Annotated in this window: 25 protein-coding genes and 2 pseudogenes; 12 read left to right on the forward strand and 15 right to left on the reverse strand. The window is 62.2% G+C overall.

Going from position 1 to position 25,173, the window contains the following annotated elements:
• Positions 1-50: 50 nt before the first annotated feature.
• The 3 genes from C4N04_RS22220 to C4N04_RS22230 form a co-directional block, all read right to left on the reverse strand.
• Positions 51-2,390 (reverse strand): methyl-accepting chemotaxis protein, encoded by a 2,340-nt coding sequence (locus C4N04_RS22220; RefSeq protein ID WP_106797037.1) that lies wholly within the window; start codon positions 2,388-2,390, stop codon positions 51-53.
• Between the two features lie 294 nt (positions 2,391-2,684).
• Positions 2,685-3,584 carry a ribokinase gene (locus C4N04_RS22225; RefSeq protein ID WP_106797038.1) on the reverse strand — a complete coding sequence of 300 codons (900 nt, stop codon included), beginning with the start codon at positions 3,582-3,584 and terminating at the stop codon, positions 2,685-2,687.
• Positions 3,585-3,669: 85 nt separating this feature from the next.
• Positions 3,670-4,893, reverse strand: coding sequence for a DNA recombination protein RmuC (locus tag C4N04_RS22230; RefSeq protein ID WP_106797039.1), 1,224 nt, complete (start codon positions 4,891-4,893; stop codon positions 3,670-3,672).
• A gap of 299 nt (positions 4,894-5,192) precedes the next feature.
• Here C4N04_RS22230 and def point away from each other — a divergent pair, with 299 nt between their 5' ends.
• From def to truA, 5 genes are all read left to right on the forward strand, one after another.
• Entirely contained in the window at positions 5,193-5,708 is a 516-nt protein-coding gene (gene def / locus C4N04_RS22240) for a peptide deformylase (protein ID WP_096763002.1), read from the forward strand.
• Positions 5,709-5,773: 65 nt separating this feature from the next.
• Positions 5,774-6,034 (forward strand): plasmid stabilization protein, encoded by a 261-nt coding sequence (locus C4N04_RS22245; RefSeq protein WP_038686534.1) that lies wholly within the window; start codon positions 5,774-5,776, stop codon positions 6,032-6,034.
• Positions 6,031-6,450 (forward strand): type II toxin-antitoxin system VapC family toxin, encoded by a 420-nt coding sequence (locus C4N04_RS22250; RefSeq protein ID WP_106797041.1) that lies wholly within the window; start codon positions 6,031-6,033, stop codon positions 6,448-6,450. The genes C4N04_RS22245 and C4N04_RS22250 overlap by 4 nt, the downstream gene beginning before the upstream one ends.
• A 20-nt stretch (positions 6,451-6,470) precedes the next feature.
• Positions 6,471-7,406, forward strand: a complete 936-nt coding sequence (fmt, locus tag C4N04_RS22255; protein WP_106797042.1) for a methionyl-tRNA formyltransferase — start codon at positions 6,471-6,473, stop codon at positions 7,404-7,406.
• Positions 7,406-8,206 (forward strand): tRNA pseudouridine(38-40) synthase TruA, encoded by an 801-nt coding sequence (gene truA / locus C4N04_RS22260; RefSeq protein ID WP_106797043.1) that lies wholly within the window; start codon positions 7,406-7,408, stop codon positions 8,204-8,206. Before fmt ends, truA begins: the two co-directional genes overlap by 1 nt.
• Positions 8,207-8,237: 31 nt before the next feature.
• Here the strand turns inward: truA and C4N04_RS22265 are convergent, their stop codons facing one another.
• The 3 genes from C4N04_RS22265 to dapD all read right to left on the reverse strand — a co-directional run bounded on the left by C4N04_RS22265 (position 8,238) and on the right by dapD (position 10,974).
• A complete protein-coding gene (locus C4N04_RS22265) occupies positions 8,238-8,834 on the reverse strand; it encodes a hypothetical protein (RefSeq protein WP_009989997.1) in 597 nt (198 codons plus the stop codon).
• Positions 8,821-10,014, reverse strand: a complete 1,194-nt coding sequence (gene dapE / locus C4N04_RS22270) for a succinyl-diaminopimelate desuccinylase (RefSeq protein WP_096770663.1) — start codon at positions 10,012-10,014, stop codon at positions 8,821-8,823. Before dapE ends, C4N04_RS22265 begins: the two co-directional genes overlap by 14 nt.
• Positions 10,015-10,113: 99 nt before the next feature.
• On the reverse strand, positions 10,114-10,974 hold the full coding sequence (gene dapD / locus C4N04_RS22275) for a 2,3,4,5-tetrahydropyridine-2,6-dicarboxylate N-succinyltransferase (protein ID WP_106797044.1): 861 nt from the start codon (positions 10,972-10,974) through the stop codon (positions 10,114-10,116).
• 195 nt (positions 10,975-11,169) lie between these two features.
• On the opposite strand from dapD, the gene C4N04_RS22280 reads away from it, so the two are divergent.
• Positions 11,170-12,030 (forward strand): LOG family protein, encoded by an 861-nt coding sequence (locus C4N04_RS22280; protein ID WP_038686548.1) that lies wholly within the window; start codon positions 11,170-11,172, stop codon positions 12,028-12,030.
• A 144-nt stretch (positions 12,031-12,174) separates the two neighbouring features.
• On the opposite strand, the gene C4N04_RS22285 is transcribed toward C4N04_RS22280, so the two are convergent.
• Together C4N04_RS22285 and C4N04_RS22290 are read right to left on the reverse strand one after the other, a co-directional pair.
• A complete protein-coding gene (locus C4N04_RS22285; protein ID WP_106797045.1) occupies positions 12,175-12,792 on the reverse strand; it encodes an EF-hand domain-containing protein in 618 nt (205 codons plus the stop codon).
• Between the two features lie 107 nt (positions 12,793-12,899).
• On the reverse strand, positions 12,900-13,613 hold the full coding sequence (locus C4N04_RS22290; protein WP_038686552.1) for a pyrimidine 5'-nucleotidase: 714 nt from the start codon (positions 13,611-13,613) through the stop codon (positions 12,900-12,902).
• Positions 13,614-13,800: 187 nt separating this feature from the next.
• Here C4N04_RS22290 and bchE point away from each other — a divergent pair.
• From bchE to C4N04_RS22305, 3 genes and pseudogenes are all read left to right on the forward strand, one after another.
• Positions 13,801-15,329, forward strand: a pseudogene (gene bchE, locus C4N04_RS22295) (magnesium-protoporphyrin IX monomethyl ester anaerobic oxidative cyclase).
• Positions 15,330-15,384: 55 nt separating this feature from the next.
• Positions 15,385-16,456 (forward strand): annotated as a pseudogene (locus tag C4N04_RS22300) (trifunctional transcriptional activator/DNA repair protein Ada/methylated-DNA--[protein]-cysteine S-methyltransferase).
• Entirely contained in the window at positions 16,453-17,223 is a 771-nt protein-coding gene (locus C4N04_RS22305; protein WP_106797046.1) for an isocitrate lyase/phosphoenolpyruvate mutase family protein, read from the forward strand. Before C4N04_RS22300 ends, C4N04_RS22305 begins: the two are co-directional and overlap by 4 nt.
• Positions 17,224-17,278: 55 nt before the next feature.
• Here C4N04_RS22305 and C4N04_RS22310 read toward each other — a convergent pair whose 3' ends face one another.
• Both C4N04_RS22310 and argB read right to left on the reverse strand, forming a co-directional pair.
• Positions 17,279-18,427 carry an alpha-hydroxy acid oxidase gene (locus C4N04_RS22310; protein WP_077991169.1) on the reverse strand — a complete coding sequence of 383 codons (1,149 nt, stop codon included), beginning with the start codon at positions 18,425-18,427 and terminating at the stop codon, positions 17,279-17,281.
• A gap of 298 nt (positions 18,428-18,725) precedes the next feature.
• Positions 18,726-19,613, reverse strand: coding sequence for an acetylglutamate kinase (argB, locus tag C4N04_RS22315; RefSeq protein ID WP_012482454.1), 888 nt, complete (start codon positions 19,611-19,613; stop codon positions 18,726-18,728).
• 145 nt (positions 19,614-19,758) lie between these two features.
• On the opposite strand from argB, the gene C4N04_RS22320 reads away from it, so the two are divergent.
• The 3 genes from C4N04_RS22320 (at position 19,759) to C4N04_RS22330 (ending at position 21,695) form a co-directional block, all read left to right on the forward strand.
• Complete coding sequence (locus C4N04_RS22320; RefSeq protein WP_106797104.1) at positions 19,759-20,298, forward strand: sigma-70 family RNA polymerase sigma factor; 540 nt, start codon at positions 19,759-19,761, stop codon at positions 20,296-20,298.
• Positions 20,295-21,014, forward strand: coding sequence for an anti-sigma factor (locus C4N04_RS22325; RefSeq protein ID WP_106797047.1), 720 nt, complete (start codon positions 20,295-20,297; stop codon positions 21,012-21,014). Before C4N04_RS22320 ends, C4N04_RS22325 begins: the two co-directional genes overlap by 4 nt.
• Positions 21,015-21,140: 126 nt before the next feature.
• Complete coding sequence (locus tag C4N04_RS22330) at positions 21,141-21,695, forward strand: fasciclin domain-containing protein (protein ID WP_106797048.1); 555 nt, start codon at positions 21,141-21,143, stop codon at positions 21,693-21,695.
• A 106-nt stretch (positions 21,696-21,801) separates the two neighbouring features.
• Here C4N04_RS22330 and C4N04_RS22335 read toward each other — a convergent pair whose 3' ends face one another.
• From C4N04_RS22335 to yihA, 5 genes are all read right to left on the reverse strand, one after another.
• Positions 21,802-22,878 carry a sensor histidine kinase gene (locus C4N04_RS22335; protein ID WP_106797105.1) on the reverse strand — a complete coding sequence of 359 codons (1,077 nt, stop codon included), beginning with the start codon at positions 22,876-22,878 and terminating at the stop codon, positions 21,802-21,804.
• A gap of 223 nt (positions 22,879-23,101) precedes the next feature.
• On the reverse strand, positions 23,102-23,377 hold the full coding sequence (locus C4N04_RS22340) for a hypothetical protein (RefSeq protein WP_096762989.1): 276 nt from the start codon (positions 23,375-23,377) through the stop codon (positions 23,102-23,104).
• 208 nt (positions 23,378-23,585) lie between these two features.
• A complete protein-coding gene (locus C4N04_RS22345; protein WP_106797049.1) occupies positions 23,586-23,810 on the reverse strand; it encodes a hypothetical protein in 225 nt (74 codons plus the stop codon).
• Between the two features lie 129 nt (positions 23,811-23,939).
• A complete protein-coding gene (locus C4N04_RS22350; RefSeq protein ID WP_016737600.1) occupies positions 23,940-24,149 on the reverse strand; it encodes a cold-shock protein in 210 nt (69 codons plus the stop codon).
• Between the two features lie 244 nt (positions 24,150-24,393).
• Entirely contained in the window at positions 24,394-25,047 is a 654-nt protein-coding gene (yihA, locus tag C4N04_RS22355) for a ribosome biogenesis GTP-binding protein YihA/YsxC (protein WP_016734930.1), read from the reverse strand.
• Between the last annotated feature and the right edge of the window lie 126 nt (positions 25,048-25,173).

Below are 25,173 nucleotides of genomic sequence, written 5' to 3' on the forward strand. Positions count from 1 at the left end.
GGCGCCTGATTTCGCAGGCGCCTTTTTTCATTATAGACGGAACGGAACGATCAGAACTCTTCCCAATTGTCCTGCGCCAAGGCGGCGGAGCCGTGCGATGGCGCGGCCGGTCGGCGGGCTGCCGGGGCTGCGGTCCTGGGCGAAGCGGCTGAGGTTGCCGGCGCGCGCATCTGCTGGGCGACGGCGGTGAGCTGAGCGGCGTTGCCCGAACCGGAGACCCGGAAGCGTGTGGCGAGCGCTTTCAGCGTCTGTGCCTCGTCGTTGAGCGCTACGCTGGCGGCGGTTGCTTCCTCGACCATCGCCGCGTTCTGCTGCGTCACCTGGTCCATCTGGTTCATGGCCTGGTTGATTTCCTTCAGCCCCACGGCCTGTTCGCTGGCGGAGGCCGAGATCTGCCGGATGAGGTCGTTGATGCCCATCACCTGTTCGGCGATCTTGTGCAGCGTGCCGCCGGCGCGCCCGACGAGATCGACGCCTTCCTTGACCTGGACGGCCGAGGTGTTGATCAGCGTCTTGATCTCCTTGGCGGCGTTGGCCGAGCGCTGGGCGAGTTCGCGCACTTCCTGGGCGACCACGGCAAAACCCTTGCCGGCCTCACCGGCCCGCGCCGCTTCGACGCCGGCATTCAGCGCCAGCAGATTGGTCTGAAAGGCGATCTCGTCGATGACGCCGATGATCCGCGATACCTCCGTCGAAGACTGTTCGATCCCCTGCATCGAGGCGATCGCCTTCTGCACCACTTCGCCGGACCTTTCGGCGTCCTGGCAGGCGAGGCTGACGTTGTCGGCCGCCGTTCGGGCATTATCGGCGCTGGAATCGACCTGCGCGGTGAGCTCGTTGAGCGCGGCCGCCGTCTCCTCCAGGCTTGCCGCCTGCTGTTCGGTGCGCTTGGCGAGGTCGGACGCGCTGTTGCTGATCTCGCCGGTGCCGGAGCCGATATTGGCGACGCTGAGGCTCATGGTGTTGATGGTCTCTTCGAGGCTAGCAAGCGCCGCGTTGAAATCCTGCTTCAGCTTGCCGTATTCGCCGGGGAAGTCCTCGGTGATGCGGTGGCCGAGATTGCCCCGCGACAGCTCGGAAAGGCCGGCGCCGACGATCGAGACGATACGGCGCTGCAGCGACACCGATTCCTGGCGTTCCGATTCCGAGCGGCCGCGCTCGGCCTCCGCCGCCTGCCGCTCTCTGGCAGCCTCGTCTTCGAGGCGCCTTGTATCGGCGAGCGCAAAGCGGAAGCCTTCGAGCGCCTTGGCGACCGAACCAACCTCGTCGCTCCGATCCTGAGCTGCGACCGGCTCCTCATATTGGCCGTCGCTCAGCGCCTTGACGCTGGCCACCAGCCCGCCGAGCGGCCGCTGAACGAGGGAACGGACGGCGAAATAGAGCGCAAGCATAACCGCGCCGAGCACGATCAGGCCGTTGATGATCATCATGTAGGTCTGGTCGTTAACCGGCGCGTTTATCGCGGTGTGCGGGACATCGACGAGCACGACCCAGGTGGCGTTGACGCCGGGAACGGCGAAGGGATAGACGACGCGGTCGAAGGGATCGAGGCCGTCATAGGCGAGGTTCCTGACGAGGCCGGGCTGCTTGTTCGACAGCGCCGCCTTGACGACGTCGGCGCCTTCGCCGTCATATTGCTTGGTCATCAGGTCAGGGGTCGGGGCGACGATCCAGTTGCCGGCCTGCGACAGCAGCGTCACGCGGCCGGAGTCGAAAGGATGCAGCGCCTGCAGCTTGTCGGTAAGCGACTTCAGCGAAATGTCGACGCCGGCGAGACCGATCATCTTGCCGCCCGCCGTGACGGGATAGGCGATCGAGGTCAGCAGCGTCGGGACATCGGTTCCCTCGGCAAGGTAAGGCGTGGTGATCGCGCCCTTGCCGCTGTCGGCGGCGAGCTTCCACCATTCGGCGGTATAATCATTGTCGAAGGTCGAGTACTGGACGCCGCCATCCTTGGTCTTCGACCAGTAAGGCGTGAAGGCGCCGTTCTTGTTCGTGCCTTCGTCATTACTGTTGGCGATTTCGGTGGTCTTGCCGTCGAGCGCGCCGAGCTGCTCGCAGAACCAGCTGCCGAAGGCGAAGGCGTTCTGCTCGAGATTGGCCTTCAGCACATTGATCATGCCCTTGCGGTCGAGCGACTTGCCCTCATGGCCGCGGCCGATCACGCCCGACATAGTGCGCGCGGCACTGGCGAGTTCGCCGACATTGGCGGCGATTTCGTTGGCGATCGATTTCGCCTCGAGGTTGGCCTGATCCATCGTCAGCGTCTGGACGCGATCCCGTGTCTGGCCGATGAGAAAAAAGTTCGAGACGATGAGAACAAGCGCGATGGCGATGCCGGTGATGACGAGAAGTTTCGCCGCAAGCGATTTCATGCGAAAAATAAACATGGGGTCCTCGGGCAAGGATACGCCGAACGGGCATTCTCCGGCGATAGGAGCGAAGGCATCGCCCCGTCATGGAGCAGCCGCCTGCAGCGGCGCGCGTCTTTCAAGACACCACGTGACGCTGCAGCACTTTGAACTGGCGGCCGGCTGCAAAAACGAAGGGCGCCGGCGACCATGAGGAAGATCGCCGGAAATACCTTAAATTTGAATGAAACTCGAATGGTCGAGGCAAGGAAAGCCGCAGAAATTCCCTTAAAACTAACGGGTTTTCTCGGCGGCTTCGCAAAGAGACTGAAACTATATTCTGTCCGCGACGTCCTTGCTTGACGGGATCGAAGGCTGCGCCCCCGCCTTGAGGCATGCGAGCGAGCCGGCGACGGCCGCGCGGCGCAGCGCCGAGGCAAAATCGAGGCCTTCGTCGAGGCTGGCGGTGAAATAGCCGCAGAAGGTATCTCCTGCACCGACGGTATCGACAGGTTCGATTTTCAGGCCTTGCGCCCTGGAAATAACGCCGTCGCGAATGGCGATGACACCATCACCGCCGAGTGTGACGATCAACGTCTGGCCGGTCTCCTGGTGCAGGCGGTGAAGGGCCGCCTCGCGTGCCTCGGCGTCCATGCCGTCCTGTCCGGCGAGCCGCTCGAACTCGGTTTCGTTGGCGATGACGATATCGGCCAGGCGCCCGAGACGCGGCGCATCGGCAATCAGCGGCGCCAGGTTGAGGATGCTGGTGACGCCCTTGGCGCGGGCAGCCGAGAGTGCACGTTCAACGGCATCGACCGGCACTTCGAGCTGCAGCATGAGGATATCGCCTTCGCTCATCCTGCCGACCGCGGTCTCGGCATCGGCAGCCGTCACCCGGCCGTTGGCGCCGGGGACCACGGCGATCATGTTCTCGCCATCGCCGCCGACGAGGATCAGCGCCGTGCCGGTGGGGCCGTCGACATGTTTGACGAGGGAGAGGTCGGTTCCGGCGTCATCGAGCAGGGCGAGCGCGTCGGCGGCAAAGCCATCCTTGCCGACGGCGCCGACCATATGCACATAGCGGCCGGCGCGCCGCGCCGCCAGCGCCTGATTGGCGCCCTTGCCGCCGGCGGCCGTGGCAAAGCTATTGCCGGCCACCGTCTCGCCGGGCTTCGGCAGGCGGCCTGTCGTGGCGATGAGATCCATGTTGATGGACCCGAAAACTGTGATCATGAGGATGTCCCGTCCTTTGGAACATGCCGGCGACGTCATGCTCCAACTCTTGTCTGAAATGCGGGGCAGACACTGCCCGAAGCGGTCACTCCTCGTCAACCACCCGAAGCTTGAGAAGACCGGTGCGGCTTTCCACCGATTTGGCCGGGGCTTCGTCGTCGCGGGCCGGCCTGATATCGCCGCCCGCCTCGAATTCCAGCGCTTCGATCTTGGCGCCGCGCCTGGTCAGCTTGTCGGCTGATGTGACAACCATGTCGATATCCTTCTGCGCCATGGCGAAATGGCCCTGCAGCTTGCGCACCCGCTCGTCGAGACGGCCGAGATCGTCCATCAGAGCCGCGACCTCGCCCTGGATCAGATGCGCCTGCGCCCGCATGCGCTGGTCCTTCAGCACGGCCTGGATGACCTGGATCGACAGCATCAGCAGCGACGGCGAGACGATGACGATGCGCGCCCGGTGTGCCTTCTGCACCACCGGCTCGAAATTTTCGTGGAGTTCGGCAAAGATCGATTCGGACGGCACGAAGAGAAAGGCCGTATCCTGGGTTTCACCCTGAATCAGATATTTCTCGGCAATATCCCTTATATGGATTTCCATGTCGCGGCGGAACTGCTGGCCGGCGAGCTTGCCGGCCTCGGGGCTGCCGGCGTCGCGAATGGCGTTCCAGGCTTCGAGCGGGAATTTCGCGTCGATGACGAGCGGCGGCGCGCCGTTCGGCATGCGGATCGTGCAATCCGGCCGCGAGCCGTTCGACAGCGTCTGCTGGAAGGCATAGGCGCCCATCGGCAGGCCGTCGGCGACGATCGTTTCCATCCGCGACTGGCCGAAGGCGCCGCGCGTCTGCTTGTTGGAAAGAATGGCCTGCAGCCCGACCACATCCTTGGCAAGCGTCTGGATATTGTTCTGGGCGGCATCGATGACGGCCAGCCGCTCCTGCAGCCGCTGCAGGTCCTCATGCGTCGATTTGGTCTGCTCGGTGATCGTCGAGCTCATGCGCTGCGACATGCCATCGAGGCGTTGGTTGATCGACTGATTGAGTTCGCTTTGCCGCGCGCCGAAGACCTCGGCCATGGCGGTGATGCGGCCCTGCATCTCCGCCTGGATCTTCAAAAGCTCGGCCATGCGCATCGCACTTTCCCTGGCGCGCAGATCCGCCTCCTCCGCCTGTTCGCGGCGAAGGCCGGCGGCGCGCAGAAAAAGCACGATCACCAGCAGGATGAGGGCTGCAAGAACGCCGCCGGCCAGCGCCAGCATGGCCGGGCTGATGGAGGCGACGGAAGCTGCGAGCGATTCGGAAGTGACGGTCATGGCGCAACCATAACAGAAGATGCGGCAACATATAGATCAAAACGTGAACGAAATCGGCGATCCTGAATATCTTCCGAGGCCGCGCGTCTTGTTCGCAAAGCCGAAAATCGCGGCCGAGGTGGAGAACCTGATCGCGCTGTGCAGCGCTTCCGGGCAAGGCCGGACGGCCGTTCGGTCATTGCTGCCCGCCAGGCGGCGTGAGACAAATATGGCGGAATTCCGGGCGGGGATGCAAAAAACAGCAATCCCCGCCTGCCGGATAATTCCATAGTGGGAAAAGATGGGTTATGGGAACGCCCATGACCATCAAGCCACTCATCATACTTCCCGACCCCATTCTCCGCCAGCTCTCCCAGCCGATCGAGCGGGTCGATGCCGACCTGCAGCGCCTTGCCGACGACATGCTGGAAACCATGTACGACGCGCCCGGCATCGGCCTTGCCGCCGTCCAGATCGGCGTGCCGCGCCGCATGCTCGTCATCGATGTGTCGCGCGAAGGCGAGGAAAAGCAGCCGCAGGTCTTCATCAACCCCGAGATCGTCAAATCCTCCGACGAACGCTCGATCTATGAGGAAGGCTGCCTGTCGATTCCGGATTATTATGCCGAGGTCGAGCGTCCGGCTGTCGTCTCGGTCAAATATCTCGACCGCAGCGGCAAGGAACAGACGGTGGAAGCCGACGGCCTGCTCGCCACGTGCCTGCAGCACGAGATCGACCATCTGAACGGCGTGCTGTTCATCGATTATATCTCGCGGCTGAAGCGGGAGATGGTGATCAAGAAGTTCACCAAGGCGGCGAAATCCAAGGCGCTCTGAGCGTTGCGTTGAAAATGATGCGACAAAGCATTATGATATCGCTGATATCATAATGGAGGTGCCGAATGGGTGACCTGCTTATTCGCGATGTTCCAGACGCAATGAAGCGGCAACTGCAGGAAAGCGCGCAGCGAAATGGCCGCAGCCTTTCGGAAGAGGCGATCGAAATCATCCGCCGGCAGATTGCGGTCGGGCGTTCGGGGGCTTCCGCCGGACAGCGCCTGCGCTCGCTGATGAGCGATGCAAGGTTGAGTGATGAGGAAGTGGAAGCCATCGCCGCATCTCGTCACGAACTCGACCGCGAACCGCCGCGCTTCGACACATGATCGTCCTCGATACGAATGTGATTTCCGAGTTGCAGGGGAGGACCCATAGCGAGCGGATATTGAACTGGCTTGATGGTTACGACGTCGAGATGCTTTTCTTGACGACGATCGCCGTCGCTGAAATGCGCTATGGTCTTGAACTTCTCGGCGATGGCAGGCGGAAGGCAACATTGATATCCGACTTCAACAGGATCGAGTCGGAATTTTCCGGCCGGATCCTCGGTTTTTCCCTGAGCGCGGCCAATCGCTACGGCCTCCTGGCGGCGCAGCGCAGGAAGGCGGGACGGCCGATGGAGACCAAGGATGCGATGATCGCCGCCATCTGCCTTGCAAATGGCGCCACACTCGCTACCCGCAACACCAGAGATTTCGAGGGGCTTGATCTCAAGCTCGTAAACCCGTTTGAAGACGGTTGATCCTCAATTGGCGAGATAGAATGTCTCTTAGCATCATTTTCATGGGAACCCCGGAGTTCTCGGTGCCGACCCTGCGCCTGCTCGTCGACGCCGGCCACAGGATCGTCGCCGTCTATACGCAGCCGCCGCGGCCGGGCGGCCGGCGCGGGCTCGATCTGCAGAAATCGCCGGTGCATCAGGCGGCCGAACTGCTCGGCCTCCCGGTCTTCACGCCGATCAATTTTAGGGATGCGGAGGAGCGCGAGAGGTTTGCCGCGTTCAAGGCCGATGTCGCCGTCGTCGTCGCCTACGGGCTGCTGCTGCCCGAGGCGGTTTTGAACGGCACCCGCGACGGCTGCTATAACGGCCATGCCTCGCTACTGCCGCGCTGGCGGGGTGCTGCGCCGATCCAGCGGGCGATTATGGCCGGCGATGCAAAGACCGGCATGATGGTGATGAAAATGGACAAGGGTCTCGATACCGGCGCCGTCGCCCTGACCCGTGAAGTCGAGATCGGCCCGAACATGACGGCTGGCGAATTGCACGACCGGCTGATGCAGGTCGGCGCCAAGGCGATGGCGGAAGCCATGGTGAAGCTTGAAATGAACGACCTGCCGCTGACGCCGCAGCCGCAAGACGGCGTGCTTTACGCCGCCAAGATCGACAAGGCCGAGACGCGCATCGACTTCGCAAGAGATGCCAGGGATGTGCACAATCATATCCGTGGCCTGGCGCCATCCCCCGGCGCCTGGTTCGAGCTTGAGATCGGCGGCAGGCCGGAACGGGTAAAGGTGCTGGGCTCGGAGCTGGCTGAGGGGCAGGGCGCCGCCGGTGAGCTGCTGACGGACGATCTCGTCGTTGCCTGTGCTTCCGGCGCAGTGCGGCTGACCAGGCTGCAGAAGGCCGGCGGCAAGCCGCTCGCAGCGGCCGATTTCCTCCGGGGCACGCCGCTTTGCGCAGGCACGAGGCTCTCCTGATGCCGCGTTACCGCATGACCGTCGAATATGACGGCGGCCCCTATGTCGGCTGGCAGCGGCAGGAGAACGGTCCGTCGGTGCAAGGTGCGCTCGAAGCCGCGGTGCTGTCGTTGACCGGCGAGACCGTTTCGGTCCGGGGCGCCGGCCGCACCGATTCCGGCGTCCACGCCATGGGACAGGTGATTCATGTCGATCTTTCCAAGGAATGGTCGCCCTATCAGCTGCAGAATGCGCTGAATGCGCATCTGAGGCTTGCCGGCGAGCGCGTCTCCATTCTCGACGTCGAGGTGGTTCCCGAATTCTTCGATGCTCGCTTCTCGGCGCTCCGTCGCCATTATCTCTACCGTATCGTCAGCCGCCGGGCGCCGCTGGCGCTCGAAGCCGGCAAGGCCTGGTGGGTGCCGAAGACACTCGACCATGAGGTCATGCATGCCGCCGCCCAGCGACTGGTCGGCCGGCACGATTTCTCCACCTTCCGCTCGGCCCATTGCCAAGCGAATAGCCCGGTGCGCACGCTCGACCGGCTCGACGTGACGCGCAGCGGTGCGCTGATCGAAATCCGTGCCACGGCGCAGAGCTTCCTCCACAATCAGATCCGCTCCTTCGCCGGCACGCTGAAGCTCGCCGGCGAGGGCAAGTGGACGCCCGACGATGTCGAGGCGGCACTCGAAGCGCGCAACCGCAAGGCCTGCGGCCCGGTGGCGCCGCCGGACGGGCTCTATTTCCTGCAGGTGGATTATCCCGAGGTGATCACCAATCGGCGCAGGCCTACCGACGAAAACGACGACGATCTCTCATGAGGCCCGCATCGGCCCGATGCGGTAGCTTGGGTCAGGCGGGATAGATCCCGAGGAAGTGCTGCAGATATTCCGAAAGGATCATCGACGGCACCAGCAGCACCAGCGTCAGCGCGCCGACCATCAGCGCGTGATCATGGCAGATCATCCGGAGGATTCGTGCCAGCGCGAAGACCTGCGCCAGCATGAAGGCGAGCAGCAGCAGCGAGACGAGGCCGACGGTGCCGGGCAGGAAGAACACCAGCGCCAGCAGCAGGCCGTTGATATAGGAGAGCGGCACGCCGAGCCAGTTGACGCTGACGACGACGGGGGCGAAGCGCTCGCCCATGCGGAAGGCCAGCAGCAGCAGCCCAGCAAAGACCAGCGGCACGAACCAGTTGGCGACCTCGACGAGGCCGAGCCTGATAAAGAAGGCAAAATCGACATCGGCTTCCGGCGGCATCGACCGCAGGAAGGCCTGTCGCCACCACAGCCAGGAAATACCCATAGGCGGCAGGCACCAGGCCATCGCCCAGAACGATCGGTTGACGCCGCGCTCCGACAGATCGAGGAAGCGGAAGCCGCGCGGATCCATCCGGATCAGCAGCCACAGGCCGGCCAGATAATACTGGACTTCCTTAAGACCCGGCATGGGCGAACCAGCGGTCGATGAAGGTCTCGTAGATCGCCGTCAGCGTCTCCAGATCGGCAACGGCGACACGCTCGTCGACCATGTGCATCGTCTGACCGACCAGGCCGAACTCGACGACCGGGCAATAGTCCTTGATGAAGCGGGCATCGGACGTGCCGCCGGTGGTCGAGAGCGCCGGCGACCGGCCGGTGACGCTTTCGACGGCCGAAGACAGCGAGGCGATCAAAGCATTGTTGCGGGTGAGAAAGACGTGGCTCGGCCGGTCGGCCCAGACGATATCGTATTTGACCGGCTCCCGGCCCGGACGCAGTTGACCGTTGCCTGCGGCGGCATCGAGCCGCCGCAGGATTTCCGCACGCAGCGTGTCGACCGTCCAGCTGTCGTTGAAGCGGATGTTGAAGCTTGCCGATGCCTTTGCCGGAATGACGTTGGTGGCAGGATTGCCGACATCGACCGTCGTCACTTCGAGGTTCGACGGCTGAAAATCGTCGGTGCCGCCGTCGAAGGGCGGATCCATCAGCGCCTGCGTCAGCTGGACGATGCCGCGCACCGGATTGTCGGCGAGGTGCGGATAGGCGGCGTGGCCCTGCACCCCGTGCACGGTGATCCTGCCCGACAGCGACCCGCGCCGGCCGATCTTGATCATGTCGCCGAGCCTGTCGGGATTTGTGGGTTCACCGACCAGGCAGGCGTCCCAGCGCTCGCCGCGCTCAGCCGCCCATTGCAGCAGCTTGACCGTGCCGTTGATCGCTGGACCTTCTTCGTCGCCGGTAATCAGCAAGGAGATCGAGCCGGCCGGCGGGCCGTTCTTTTCGATATGGCGGGCGACGGCTGCGACGAAGCAGGCGATGCCGCCCTTCATGTCGACGGCGCCGCGGCCGAAGAGCTCGCCCTTTGATATCTCGGCGGCAAACGGCGGATGTGTCCAGGCGCCCTCGTCGCCGACCGGCACGACGTCGGTGTGGCCGGCAAACATCAGGTGCGGGCCGTCGCGGCCGAGGCGGGCATAGAGGTTCTCGATATCGGCTGTGCCCTCTTCGCGTGCCGTCACCTTGTCGACGGTAAAGCCGAGCGGCGTGAGCATGGCGTCGAGCGCCGCGAGCGCGCCGCCTTCGGCGGGCGTCACGGACGGGCAGCGAATCAACGTCTGGAGATTGGCGACGGGGTCGGTAGCGGTCATGGCGTCGAACTATCCGGCGGGAATGGCAAAGACATGGCAAGGCGGAGTCGCCTCGCGTAAAAGAAGCCGTCTGTTTACCGGATCAATGTGCCGGTGTCATCAATCTCTGAGCAGCTCGTTGATGCCGGTCTTGGAGCGGGTCTGTTCGTCGACGCGCTTGACGATGACGGCGCAGTAGAGATGCGGCGCCGGCTGGCCGTTTGCCATCGTCGCATTGGCCGAAGCCATCGAACCGGCGACGACGACCGAATAGGGCGGCACTTCGCCGTACATCACCTCGCCGGTGGCGCGGTCGACGATCTTGGTCGATTTGCCGATGTAAACGCCCATGCCGAGCACCGAGCCTTCACGGATGATGCAGCCCTCGACCACTTCGGACCGGGCGCCGATGAAGCAATTGTCCTCGATGATCGTCGGGCCGGCCTGCATCGGCTCCAGCACGCCGCCAATGCCGACGCCGCCGGACAGATGCACATGTTTGCCGATCTGTGCGCAGGAGCCGACCGTCGCCCAGGTGTCGACCATCGTGCCTTCGCCGACATAAGCGCCGAGATTGACGAAGGACGGCATCAGGATGGCGTTGGGCGCTATATAGGCCGAGCGGCGCACGACGCAGTTGGGAACGGCGCGGAAGCCCGCGGCGCGGAACTGGTTCTCGCCCCAGTTTTCGAACTTCGAGGGAACCTTGTCCCACCAGGTGGAATTGCCCGAGCCGCCCTTGACCACCTCCATGTCATTGAGGCGGAAGGACAGGAGCACCGCCTTCTTCAGCCACTGATTGACCGTCCAGCTGCCGTCGGTGCCGCGTTCGGCCACGCGGACCTTGCCGCCGTCAAGCAGATCGAGCGCCGCGTCCACCGCATCGCGGACCTCGCCTTTCGTCGACATGTTCACATTGTCGCGATTGTCGAAGGCGGTTTCGATGGTTTTTTCGAGGGATGCGAGGTCGGTGGCGCTCATGAGAATTCCTTAAACTTCGATCTCTATCGTGGAGACGCCGAAGTCTCCTGAAATGCGATCGGTGTGGGTATATCCTGCTCTATAGCATGCACCCGTAGAACGGAATGATTTTTCCGACAAGATCATATCTGGTTTCAAGGCGTTATAGCGACATATCCGGCAGTTGATGCTGCCAATACTGAAAGGCATTTGGACATGGCGAAGGGACGAAACGGCGGTTCTAGGCGCAAGGATGGCGTATGGGACCCGCTAAAAAGCAGTTCGACCGACAGGCAGCGGGCGCAAGCCGTGCCGAAGACGCCGCAGACGATGTCGCCGGCCTATCGTCTTGCCTATGTCGACGAGGATTTCCTCTGCCGCGAGGAGCTGCGGCCGATCCGCCTGCAGCTGGAACTGCTGAAGACCGAGATGATGCTGACGGAACGCGGCATCCGCTCGACCGTCGTCATGTTCGGCGGCGCCCGCATTCCTGCCCCCGGCCAGAGCGCCTGGGCGGCGCGCAACGACATCCAGCGCGCCAATCTGGAGGCGGCGTCGATCTATTATGACGAAGCCCGCAAATTCGCCCGGCTCTGCTCGAAATATTCGGCGAGCTTCGATTTCCAGGAATATGTCATCGTCACCGGCGGCGGTCCCGGCGTCATGGAAGCGGGCAATCGCGGCGCGGCCGACGAGGGCGCACCGTCGATCGGCCTCAACATCGTGCTGCCGCATGAGCAGGCGCCGAACGCCTATGTGACGCCGGAGCTCAGCTTCAACTTCCACTATTTCGCCATTCGCAAGATGCATTTCATGGTGCGCGCCAAGGCGATCGCGGTCTTTCCCGGCGGCTTCGGAACGCTCGACGAATTCTTCGAATGCCTGACGCTGATCCAGACCGGCCGCATGGAGCGCCTGCCGCTGATCCTGTTCGGCGAGGCCTTCTGGCGAAGCATCATCAATTTCGAGGCATTGGCCGAATTCGGCACGATCGCGCCTGATGACGTCAAGCTGATCAGCTTCGTCGACACGGCCGACGCCGCATGGAAGATCGTTCAGGATTTCTACGAGCACTGATGCATGTCGCCGGGAAGTGTGCAGCGGTTCCGGGATTACGACATGCATAAAATGAAAAAGTTATAGCGCGTCGCATGGTTTCATCCGACGCTTTGACATGGCTCTTTCCCCACCGGAGCGGGGAAAGAGGGCAATGGTTTAGCCTTACAGAAGCGGCCGGTCGGGCATATCGTCGATCGAGATGACGCCGTCCTTGTTGCGGTCCATGCGGGTGAACAGCTTATCGAAGGCGGCAACCGCTTCCTGTTTGGAAATCTGGCCGTTCTCGTCGGTGTCGGCCCGGCGCATCATCATCGAGGCGCGCATGAAATTGCCGCCATGGCGCATCCAGTGATGGCCGTCATGCCCGCCGGGGTTTGGCCGCCCGGGCTCGCCGTCAGACATGTCGGACGCAGTCTTCGCGTCCCTTTCGTCGCCGGCCTCCTGCTTGTGCTGATCTTTCATCGCCTGCAGCTGCGTCTGCCGGTACTGGCGGATTTCGCCGGGGGTCAGCGAGCCGTCATTGTTGGTGTCGATCGCGGCGAAGATCTTGTCGAGGCCGCTGGTCGCTTCCTCCTTGGAGACCTTGCCGTCCTTGTTCGCGTCGAACTCCTTGAGCATGCGGACATAGGTGATTTCGAGGAAGGCGTCGCGGCCCGGACCGTCCATGCCGGCATGATGCGGGCGCGGCCCGTTGCCCGGTGCGGCAAAGCTTGTCCCGGCGGCTGCGCCGAAAACGAGGACGGAGGAGAGCGCTGCCAGTATCAGCTTGTTGCGGTACATCGTGTTTCCCTTTCGTAAGGTGTCCCCTCACGAAAGACGCTATGGCAGCGGGCCGGAAAGACCCAGTTAAACATCGGTAAGCTGGGTGAAACTTTGGTAAGGTGACGTCAACCGGATCTGGTCACCTTGCCGAGAAATGCAGCAAGGTCATCGGTGACGAAATCGATGTGATCCTCTTCGCCGCTCGTCTTCTCCCACCATTCGACGACCGTCTCTTCCAGATTGCGCGGCACGAGCAGCACGGTCTGCATGCCGAGCGCCTTCGGCACCGTCAGATTGCGCGGCAGATCCTCGAACATCGCCGCCTTGCCCGTGTCGACGCGCTTCAGCGCCGCAAACTTGTCATAGGTCGCCTGCGCCGGCTTGGGCACGTAATCGGCGGCGACGATGTCGAAGATATCGTCGAAATGCTCGAGAATGCCGAGCGCTCCTGCCGTCATCTCGGCGTGCTTGACGCTGCCGTTGGTGAAGATGAATTTACGTCCCGGCAGCGCCTTGATGGCCTGCCCGAGTTCCGGCTGCGGCATCAGAGCCGAATAGTCGATTGCATGCGCCTTTTCGAGAAAGTCGTTCGGATCGATGCCGTGATGGATCATCAGACCCTGCAGCGTCGTGCCGTGCTCGAGATAATATTGCTTCTGCAGCTTGCGCGCCTCTTCTCGCTCCATCTGTAAGAGCGCGGCGACATAGGCGGTCATGTTCCTGTCGATCTGCGCGAAGAGATTGACATGATGCGGATAGAGCGTGTTGTCGAGGTCGAAAACCCAATCCGTAACGTGGTCGAAATCGGCTTTTTCGGGGGTGCGGTCGATCTTTGTCATGGCGGTCTTATGGCATGGCTGCCGTGGGAAACCAAAGGGCTTTTGCTCGAGTTTCCGCTTTCCCGTCGCCTTCTTGAAAATGCCGCCAGATTTTCACAACTTTAAAGAGATTCTGGCTGAATATCGCCATTGATCGCTGGTGACTTTCTGCCTGCGTCAGACAGGGGACCCGCAAGGGTAAAGTCGCATGAAGATCGTTCTGATCAATCCGCCGCATACCGCGATCGGCAGCCGTATTCCCGATGATCACCTTCCACCGCTCGGCCTTCTCTCGGTCGCAGGTCCCCTGATCGATGACGGTCATGATGTCGGCCTCATCGATGCGGAATTCGGACCGCTGACCATTGCGGAAATCACCGACCGGATCACGGCGAACGGCCCTGATCTGGTGCTGATCGGCCATTCCGGCTCGACTTCGGCCCATCCTACTGCCCGCGCAATCGCGGAAGCGGTCAAGCGCTGCGATCCCTCGATCCGCATTGTCTATGGCGGCGTGTTTCCCACCTACCATTGGCGAGAGGTGCTGGCCGAGACCGAGGCATTCGACATTGTCGTGCGAGGGGAGGGCGAGGAAACGATGCGGCGCCTCGCCGATGCCCTGGCCGCCAACCGTCCGCTTAATCCATTGCCGGCGTCGCCTATCGCGACGGCCACGGCGAAGTCCAGGCAACCCAACCGGCGCAGGCGATCGCCGATCTCGATGCCTATCGCATCGGCTGGGAACTGATCGATCATGCCCGCTACAGCTATTGGGGTGGCAAGCGGGCGGTCGTTATGCAGTTCTCGCGCGGCTGCCCGCATCTTTGCAACTATTGCGGCCAGCGCGGCTTCTGGACCCGCTGGCGTCACCGCTCGCCTGAACTGTTTGCCCGCGAGATCGCCAGGCTTTATCGCGAACAGGGTGTCGAACTCATCAACCTCGCCGACGAGAACCCGACCTCGTCGCGCAAGGCCTGGCTGGCTTTCCTCGAAGCGATGATCGCCGAGAATGTGCCGGTGCAGATCGTCGGCTCGACGCGGGCGGATGACATCGTCCGCGACGCCGATATTCTGCACCTCTATCGCAAGGCCGGTGTCGTGCGCTGGCTGCTCGGCATGGAAAATACCGACGAGGCAACCCTGGCGCTGATCAAGAAGGGCGGAGCCAAGGCGACCGACAGGGAGGCAATCCGCCTTCTGCGTCGGCACGACATCCTCTCGATGGCGACCTGGGTCGTCGGTTTCGAAGAAGAGAAGCTCAGCGATCTCTGGCGCGGCTTCCGGCAATTGCTCTCCTACGATCCCGACCAGATCCAGGCGCTCTATGTCACCCCGCATCGCTGGACCCCTTTCTTCCGTATCGCCCGCGACCGGCAGGTGATCGAGGGCGATATCCGCAAATGGGATTACAAACATCAGGTCTTGAAGATGCGGTACCTCCACCCCTTCGTGCTGATCGCCTGCGTCAAGCTCATCGAGGTTGCGGTCCAGGCGCGGCCAAAGGCGCTGATGCGCATCCTCTTTCATCGCGACCGCGAGCAGCGCCATTCCATGCGCTGGTACACGCAGATGGGGCGCCGCGTCTGGTTTCATGAGGTTCTCGAATTTCTTTTCCGCCGCCGCCATCTGAAGAACGGCCCGACGCTCGAGAATTTCTGGGGCGCGCCGCAGGATGCCGAGGAGGAGTCGATGCTGCGCCCGCAACGCCATGTTAAAAGTCTCGACGCGGCCGAATAAAATAGACGCCCGATTTTCGGCGGACGCGGCAGGCGCGGGATGCTAGAAAGCGGACATGCTGTTCGAACGCCCCGACGATGATACGCTTTATGAAGCCTTGATCGCGCGTAGCGCCGATTACGAGGGGCAGGCCATGTCTGCGTGAAGACGACCGGTGTCTTCTGCCGTCTGACCTGCCCGGCGCGCAAGCCGAAGCGGGAAAACACCCTGTTCTTCGAGACGATCGCCGCCTGCATGCATTCCGGCTTCCGTCCCTGCCGGCGCTGCAGGCCGCTGGAGCAGCCGGGGCGGGAGCCGATCGTCGATGCCTTGTTGGCCCGGCTCGAGGCCGAGCCGGAGGTTCGCTGGAGCGAAGACGAACTCGTGCGCCGCGGCCATGATCCCTCGACCGTGCGCCGGCCTTCAAGAGGGCGCTCGGCATGACCTTCCACGATATCGTCCGTTACATCAGGCTCGGCGAAGCGGCCAGGCAGCTCGCCGCCGGGGCGCGTGTCATCGATGTCCAGATTGACGCCGGATACGAATCGCCAAGCGGCTTCCGCTCGGCTTTCCAGCGGCTCGTCGGCAAGGCGCCGGCGCTTTCGCAGAACCGCGAACTGCTCTTTGCCGATTGGTTCGATATGCCGCTCGGGCCGATGATCGCGGTTGCCGACAAGACGCATCTGCATCTTCTCGAATTTCACGATCGCAAGGCGCTGCCGGCCGAGCTCGAAGCGCTGCAGAAACGCGTCCGCTCCTCGGTCGCGATCGGCCGCACCCTTGTCATCGATCAGATCGGGGCGGAGATCCGGGATTATTTCGAGGGGCGGCTCAGCCTCTTCAGGACGCCGTTGGCGCTCGGCGGCACGCCCTTCGAAAAACATGTCTGGGCAAAGCTGATGGAAATCCCTGTCGGCAAGACCCGCACCTATGGCGATCTTGCCAGGGAGATGGAAAGGCCGGAGGTGGTGCGTGCCGTCGGCCGCGCCAATGGCGCCAACCAGCTGGCCATCATCGTGCCCTGCCATCGTGTCCTCGGCGCAGACGGGTCGCTGACAGGCTACGGTGGCGGGCTTTGGCGCAAGCAATGGCTGCTGCGCCATGAAGAAAAGATCAGCACGCAAGCAAAGACGGAGGAGACAGCATGAACCAGACTGAAAAGGCCAAGGCATTCCACGCGCTTCACCAGAAGGGCAATCCGATCGTGCTCTACAATATCTGGGATGCCGGCACGGCGAAGGCTGTGGCGGAGGCCGGCGCCAAGGCGCTTGCGACCGGAAGCTGGTCGGTCGCCGCAGCCCACGGGTATGCCGACGGCGAGAAGCTGCCGATGTCGGTGCTTGTCGAGACGGCAAAATCCATCGCGGATTTCGTCGACCTGCCGCTTTCGGTCGATTTCGAAGGCGCCTATTCGGCGGAGCCCGAGGGGGCGGCGGCCAACGTCGCCAGGCTGGTCGAGGCCGGCGCCGTCGGCATTAATTTTGAAGACCGGGTCGTTGCCGGCGAGGGGCTCTACCCCGTCGAGAGCCAGGCGGCCCGCATCCGCGCCATTCGCGCCATGGCCGACGGCAAGGACATCCCCTTCTTCATCAACGCCCGCACCGACCTCTTCCTGGCCGAGAGCGATCTTGCAAAACATGCCGGTCTGGTGGACGAGGCGATCGAGCGGGGCAGGGCCTATGCGGCGGCCGGCGGCAACGGCTTCTTCGTGCCCGGGCTGATCGATCCCGGTCTGATCGAAAAGATCTGCGCGGCATCGTCGCTGCCGGTCAATGTCATGATGCGGGCGGGCGCCCCCGATGTGAAAACCCTGGCACGGCTCGGCGTCGGCCGCATCAGCTATGGGCCGGGGCCTTACCGGTCGATGATGGATAAGCTGAAACAGGAAGCGGCGGCGATTTACAGCCTGCTCTGAGATCTTTGCGGGCCGCATCCGCATGAAAGGCTGCGGCCCGAAAACGAGATCCCGCTCAGGACCGGAAGCGCAGATTGCTCCGCGTCAACTGGTCGACGGAGGTGCAGCCCATCAGCTTCATGCCGCGTTCGATCTCGGTGCGCATCGTCTCCAGTGCCCGTTCGACGCCGGGCCGTCCGGCCGCCGCAAGCGGGAAGAGATAGTAGCGGCCGAGGCCGACGGCCTTTGCCCCCAGCGACAGGGCCTTGAGAACATGCGTGCCTCGCTGCACGCCGCCATCCATCATCACGTCGATCCGGTCGCCGACGGCATCGACGATCTCTGCGAGCTGATCGAAGGCACTGCGCGAGCCGTCGAGCTGGCGCCCGCCATGATTGGACAGCACGATGCCGGTACAGCCGATTTCGACGGCGCGTTTGGCGTCTTCGACCGACATAATGCCCTTCAGGCAGAAATGCCCGCCCCAGGCGCGCACCATCTCCGCCACGTCGTCCCACGACATGGAGGGGTCGAGCATCTCGGTGAAATAGCGGCTGATCGACAGCGCGCCGCCATCCATCTTGACGTGGTTTTCGAGCTGCGGCAGCCGGAAGCGCTCGTGCGTCAGCCAGTCGATCGCCCAGGAGGGTTTGATCGCAAACTGCGTCATGCCGGCGAGATTGAGCTTGAAGGGAATGGCAAAACCCGTGCGCTTGTCGCGCTCGCGGTTGCCGCCGGTAATACTGTCGACCGTCAGCATCATTGCCTGCACGCCGGCATTTTTCGCCCGCGCCATCATCTCGTGGTTGAGACCGCGGTCCTTGTGGAAGTAGAACTGATAGACCTGCGGTCCGGCGCTGATCTGCCGGGCTTCCTCCAGGCTGATCGTGCCGAGCGAGGAGACGCCGAACATCGTGCCGTGTTTGGCCGCCGCCGCCGCGACCGCCCGCTCCCCCTGATGGTGAAACAGCCGCTGCAGCGCCGTCGGCGAGCAATAGACCGGCATCGCCAGCTTCTGCCCCATGACGGTCACCGACATGTCGATGTCGGCCACCCCGCGCAAAACGTTGGGCACCAGATCGCAAGCATCGAAGGCCGCCGTGTTGCGCCGATAGGTCACCTCATCATCGGCCGCACCGTCGATATAGTCGAAGATAGGCCCGGGAAGCCGCCGTTTGGCCATGCGCCGGAAATCATGAAAATTATAGCAGTCTGTAAGGCGCATCTTTTTGCTCAACCCAGTTAGTTTTCGGGGGCAACCTAAAGCACGATTCGAAACCTTGCCAAGGCTAGATCGTGCGATTTGCGACCTGTCGGATGCGATATCGCGGCTTGGGAGGGTTCAGCGCGGCATTCTCCAACGCACCTCATCCTGAGGCGCGTAGCCCGAAGGGCGAAGCCTCGAAGGACACGCCGCAGCGCCGCTCCTTGCATGCATCAAACGCCAGCGCACCCGCCCCGCCCTTCGAGGTCCCTTCGGGACACCTCAGGGTGAGGCTCTCTTGAATGCCGGCGCTATTCGATCAGGGAACGATCAGCGTTCCGATGCCGTGCTCGGTGAAGATCTCGAGCAGGACGGAATGGGCGGTCTTGCCATTCAGGATGACGACGCCCTGGACGCCGGCCTTGATCGCGTCGATGCAGGTCTCGACCTTCGGGATCATGCCGCCGGAGATCGTGCCGTCGGCGATCAGTGCATGCGCTTCGGCGACGGAAAGCTCCTTGATCAGCTGGCCGTTCTTGTCGAGCACGCCGGGCACGTCGGTCAGGAACAGCAGGCGGGTGGCGTTCAGCGCCCCGGCAATGGCGCCGGCGAAAGTGTCGGCGTTGATATTATAGGTCGCGCCGTCGCGGCCGGGGGCGACCGGGGCGATGACCGGGATCATTTCCGAGCGGGCAAGCAGATCGAGCAGCGTGCGGTCGACCTCGACCACCTCGCCGACGAAACCGAGGTCGAGCACGCGCTCGATGTTGGAATCCGGGTCCTTGATGGTCTTGCGCGCCTTTTCGGCGAAGACCATGTTGCCGTCCTTGCCGCACAGGCCGATCGCCCATTCGCCGGTCTGGTTGATCAGCGCGACGATCTCCTTGTTGATCGAGCCGGCGAGCACCATCTCGACGATCTCGACCGTCTTCTGGTCGGTGACGCGCAGGCCGCCTTCGAATTTCGATTCGATGCCCATCTTGTTCAGCATGGCACCGATCTGCGGACCGCCGCCGTGAACGACGATCGGGTTGACGCCGGACTGCTTCAGAAGCGCGATATCACTGGCAAAGGCCTTGCCGAGTTCGGGGTTGCCCATGGCGTGACCGCCGTATTTCACCACGATCGTCTTGTTTTCATAACGCTGCATGAAGGGCAGCGCTTGGGCGAGAAGACGTGCCTGGATTTCGCTTTCGGACTCGTTCATGGGAACCCCGCAGGAATTGATCGCGGCCTTTTATCGCAACTTTCCAACAGAGGGAATAATCCAGAACGCAATAGTTTTTCGTATGTGGCACGGAGACCGAGAGTTCGGCCCGGTCGTACGGCAAAAGCACGATATGAGGAACGGCATGCAAGGCGATGAGATCAAGGACCTGATCGGCCGCGTCGCGCTCGGCGACCGCACGGCATTCGCTGCCCTCTACAACCAGACCGCACCGAAACTTTTGGCAATCTGCCTGCGTATCTTGAAGGACCGCACCGAAGCCGAGGAAGCGCTGCAGGACGTCTATATCAGCATCTGGCAACGTGCCCGCAGCTTCCAGGCCGCCTCGGGCTCATCCTCGGCCTGGCTTTCGGCCATTGCCCGCAACCGGGCGATCGATTTGCTGCGCGCGCGCAAGCCCATCGCCGACGAACTCGACAGCGCTTACGATCTTGCCGATTCCGCGCCCGACCCGGAAAGGCAGACAGTGACGAAGGATGAAGGAAGGCGGATTGACACCTGCATGGAAGAGTTGGAAGCTGATCGTGCGGTCGCCGTGAAACGGGCTTATGTCGAAGGGCTGAGCTATCAGGAACTGGCCGATCAGTTTGGCGTTCCGCTGAACACGATGCGGACCTGGCTCAGGCGCAGCCTCTTGAAACTGAGAGAGTGCATGGAACGATGACATCGCCCGATAAAAGCAAGGGAGACCGCTCCCGAGACGAAGTTCTCGCCGGCGAGTATGTGTTGGGCGTCCTGTCACTGCAGGACCGCCGGGTGGTGGAAGAGCGCATGCGCCACGATCGCCCATTTGCTGCGATCGTCAGCCGTTGGGAAGCCAATCTCTCCGCCTTCAACGACGAATATGACGGCGTTGCGCCGAGCCGGGAAACCTTCAAGCAGATTGAGTCCCGGCTGTTCGGCGATGCCGGCAAACCCGCCTCCTTCTCGCAAGGACTGTGGAACTCGGCGGTCTTCTGGCGCTCGCTGGCCTTCGCCTGCATCGTCGTCGCCGTCAGCGCCGTCATCTTCGCCTCCGGCGTTGTGCCTGAGCCGCAGGGGCCGGCACCGTTGGTAGCCGAGCTTTCCGGTGAAAACAACGCGATCAATCTCCGCGCCTCCTACGAGCTGCAAAGCGGCCGGCTGAAGATCGTGCCGGTCGCTGCCGGCAAGCCGGAGGAGAAATCGCTGGAACTCTGGCTCGTGCCGGGCGGCGGCTTGGCAAAATCGCTCGGCGTCTTTCAGCCGGGCGAAAGCGGTGAGCTCGTCATTCCCGCCGAACTGCGCAACCATGTCACGGATGGCGCAAGCCTTGCCGTCAGCCTCGAACCCTTCGGCGGCTCGCCGACCGGACAGGCGACCGGCCCGATCGTCGCAAGCGGCAAGGTGCACCGGCCGTAATCAGGCGCCGGCCGTGAAATCATTTTCTCCTGTCTGAAACTCTTCGGCGCGGACCTCCGTAGTTCGAAATATCCGGCGACGCTCAGGCATAAAGCCCCGCGGATGATGTCCGGTGAGGAGAAAATCATGATCAAGTCCCTGTTGCGCGGTTTCGCGCTCGCCACCGTCCTTTCTGCTGTCGCCTTTGCCGCCGCCAAGAACCCAATGGTTGGCGGCGCGGCGATGTTCGACAGCAAGAACATCATCGAAAACGCCGTGAATTCCAAGGATCACACGACACTGGTTGCTGCCGTCAAGGCAGCCGGCCTCGTCGGCACACTCGAGGGCAAAGGCCCCTTCACCGTCTTTGCGCCGACCAACGAAGCTTTCGCCGCCCTGCCGAAAGGCACCGTCGAGACGCTGCTGAAGCCGGAAAACAAGGCGACGCTGACCAAGGTCCTGACCTGCCACGTCGTGGCCGCCGATGCGATGGCCGAGACCGTCGCCAAGATGATCAAGGCTGACGGCGGCGCACACGCCATCAAGACCGTCGGCGGCTGCGTGATCAAAGCCCGGGAAAATATGGGCAAGATCACCCTGACCGACGAGAACGGCGATGTCGCGCATGTGACGATCGCCGACGTCAAACAGTCGAACGGCGTCATCCACGTCGTCGACAAGGTGCTGCTGCCGAAGATGTAAGTGTGTATCGGCGGAAGGCGCGCTCTTCGGGCGCGCCCCAACCAACTGCGAATGGTGCCCAGCGTCTAGCGTTTCCGTGAATAGGGCGCCGGCGCCACTGACACAGCTATTGGGCCGCTTCGATCCTTGGGAAAACGAGCGAGACACTCATGCCAGTGCCGGGGGAAGAGCTTACTTCGATCTCGGCGCGGGCGTTCTGTTTCAGGGATTGGATGATCATTGCGCTCAGTTTTCCGGGGTTCGGCCAGGCTGCATCCTGAGGAAGGCCGACCCCATTATCGGCGACGGTGATCCTGCATCCGGTGTCGCTGACGACACAGCGCAGAGTGATCTCTCCGCTATCCCGCCCTACGAAGGCATGCTTGAACGTATTGGTCAGCAGCTCGTTAATGACGAGTCCGGCAGGCATCGCCACGTTCACAGAAACCGGCCAGGTGTCCACCTTCATGTCGAGCCGGATGCCTTCTACAGCGTGGGCGGCCATAACCGACGCGGCGATCTGGCTCACATAGCTGCCGAGATCGATCATCGCGCCCTTCTCGTCGTCCGACAGTGCGCGATAGAGGAGAGCCAAGGCTTCAATCCGCCCCGCAAGACGTGCAAACCGCTCGCTTTCCTCATTCTTTTGAGCATTACGCGCTTCCATTCGGATCAGCGCCGTTATCATCTGCAGATTGTTCTTCACGCGATGTTGAAGTTCTCGAAGAAGGACATCCTTCTCGACCAGCAGCTCGCTGAAGCTCTGGCCACCCGTCACCTCATTGCGGGCAGCAAAGGCGACCAGACGAAACAGCGGGATGTCATCATCGTTGACGATCGTGTTCGACCACACGTCGATCATCACATTGCTTTCGGGTTCTGCTACGAGCGAGAAGGCGCCAATATATTCCTCCGCCGTGGTCACAGCGGCTGTAAGCGTTGCCTCGCCGGAGACTGCAGTGCAATTCACCTCGATGTCCGACCAGCGCTTTCCCTCCACCTGTGTGGCGGTGAGCGCTGTCAGCCGTTCGAATTCGAGGTTGACGTAGATTAGCTTCTCACAGGTGCCGAGCTCGGAAACCGCCACCGCAAACGGAACATGATCGAGAAAGTGTCGAAACCGGTCGTCGTCGAGGGCTTCCGCAAGATGGGGCAGGTTGCCGACGCCGTCTGGCGAAAGCGCTTCGTCTTTGCTGTCAGTCATGAATGATTTCTCGCGGACGCCGCTGCTCTTCAACAGCATGAGATCAAGCGTTGCTGCAAAAACTGCGATGGCGCAAGTACAATCGATGTCGCAGGTCTAATCAGCCGGTGTCTAAATGCGCCAACTGTCGGGGATCTCGAAGCCGCCGTGAACGCCACGGTCGACATGACTGTCGGCAGGCCTCTGTTGGCCGCGAGGTCTTGTGTCAGCGTCAGTCGCGAGCTTACGGCCGGTCATAGGTGAATGAGGTTAGCAGCGTGGTGACAAAATTGCTGGCCCTTTCTTTGACCAGAAGTTCGGTCCACTCATCCGTCCCGCGCAGCCGCAAATCCGTATAAATACTGTCCACGGCGGCCTCTTCTATGCGCTTGATATGGGACTTGAACGAGGCCTCGCCGCCGCCATGATACATATCTCGGATAACCATGCGCAAAATCTCCTGGATGGCGATCTGCCATGCTGTATTGATCGACTGAAGTTCCTTCGTATCCTCTGCCATTACGGCGTCCTTTGGTATGAGTGAACTGTCAGCACGGCTCTGCGCGTGCCTGTTGACGCCCCTTTGAACCCGCGAAAGCTTTCTTTGAAAGTGCGTCGGGAGAGGGCGATGCGGCGCGGTTCGTGCACGAGAAGATATTCGGCGCAGCTCGGCATGCCACGTCTCCGGGCCACCTGCATCGGCCTCGGCCGCAACCTTTTGCCCGTGATCAGCAGGCTTTGGCGCGTTTCGCAAGAAGAGCAGACATCGCCGAGGCGCGATCGTCGCGTTGCTTTGCAAGCCGTGCTTCCCGCAACCGCAAGGTCTTTGCCTGTTGCGACTGGGCGCCGGATTCCAGCTCTTCCATCGCCTTATTCTTCGCGAAAAACTCGGACTGGATGTTGCCGAAGGCGATCTCCGCCCGCTGGCGGGATTTGCTGTATGTTTCTGTCATTTCTTCTCCGATATTGAAGGCTCGACTGCGAGCGAAAACAAAAAGGCCAGGCAGAGCGCCCGGCCTTGAATAAATCGGTGCTTCCGGCAGTGCCAGTACATCCGTGGTCAAAGGGAAGCAGATCCCGATTTAAGCCTTCTGGAGATTGCAAGCGGACATCTTGCCCGACTTGTGGTCTCGCTCGAGATCGAAGCCGATCTTCTGGCCTTCGACGAGTTCGCGCATTCCGGCGCGCTCGACGGCGGAGATATGAACGAAGGCGTCAGCGCCGCCGTTGTCCGGCTGGATGAAGCCGAAGCCCTTGGTGGAGTTGAACCATTTAACTGTGCCAGTGGTCATGATGAACCCTTTCATAGCAATATTGAGAAACCGCAAGGCGTTAAGGCGATGCGGATGGTGGTAACGATTTTTGAAAGGAAGTTCGTTCAGGCCGCGGTGCTAATCGCGCGATAACCAAGCCAGCAAGCAAAATTCGGTAAGCACTATGTAGGCCACCCAATCCGGCTCGTCAACCTTTAGTTTTCCGTTTGACCGGTAAAATAAACTTTTAGCTGTTTTGGTAAGTACAATAGAGGTCGGGTCATTATTTCCAGTTTGCGATGCCGACCGTTTGCGCGATCGCCTGGCGCAGATCGTCGAGCCCGTCGCCCTTCTCGGACGAGGTGGAGAGCACGGCGGGATAGGCGGCCGGGCGCTTGCGGATCTTGTCCGCCGTCTCGGCCAGCAGCTTCGGCACGGCCGGCGCCTTGATCTTGTCGGTCTTGGTCAGCACCAGCTGATAGGAGACGGCGGCCTTGTCGAGCAGGGTGAGCACGTCCTCATCGTTCTTCTTGATGCCGTGACGGCTGTCGATCAGCACGTACACCCGCTTCAGCGTCGCGCGGCCGCGCAGGTAATCAAAGACAAGTTTGGTCCACTTGTCGACCTGCTCCTTCGGCGCCTGCGCATAGCCGTAACCCGGCATGTCGACGATCGCCATCGGCGGCAGATCGCCGCCTTCGCCGGAATAGCCGTCCGGGACGAAATAGTTGAGTTCCTGCGTGCGCCCCGGCGTGTTCGAGGTGCGCGCCAGGCCCTTCTGGCCGACCAGCGCATTGATCAGCGACGATTTGCCGACATTCGAGCGGCCGGCAAAGGCCACTTCCGACGGCCCCTCCGGCGGCAGGAAGGTGAGCGACGGGACGCCGCGGATGAAGATCCAGGGGTGGCCGAAGAGCGGCTTTTCGGTTTCGGGCATGCGGGCTCGGCAATCCTAGGGTTCGGTCTTCTGTCGGCTTCGTGGTTTTGCGGGCGGATGTCAAGCTTTCTGGCGGTCCGCGCCTCGTTTCAAGGGCCGGCCGGAAATGAAAAGCCCCGCCGGAGC

This window comes from Rhizobium sp. H4 (genome assembly GCF_003013335.1).
GTDB classification, from domain to species: Bacteria; Pseudomonadota; Alphaproteobacteria; order Rhizobiales; family Rhizobiaceae; genus Rhizobium; species Rhizobium sophoriradicis.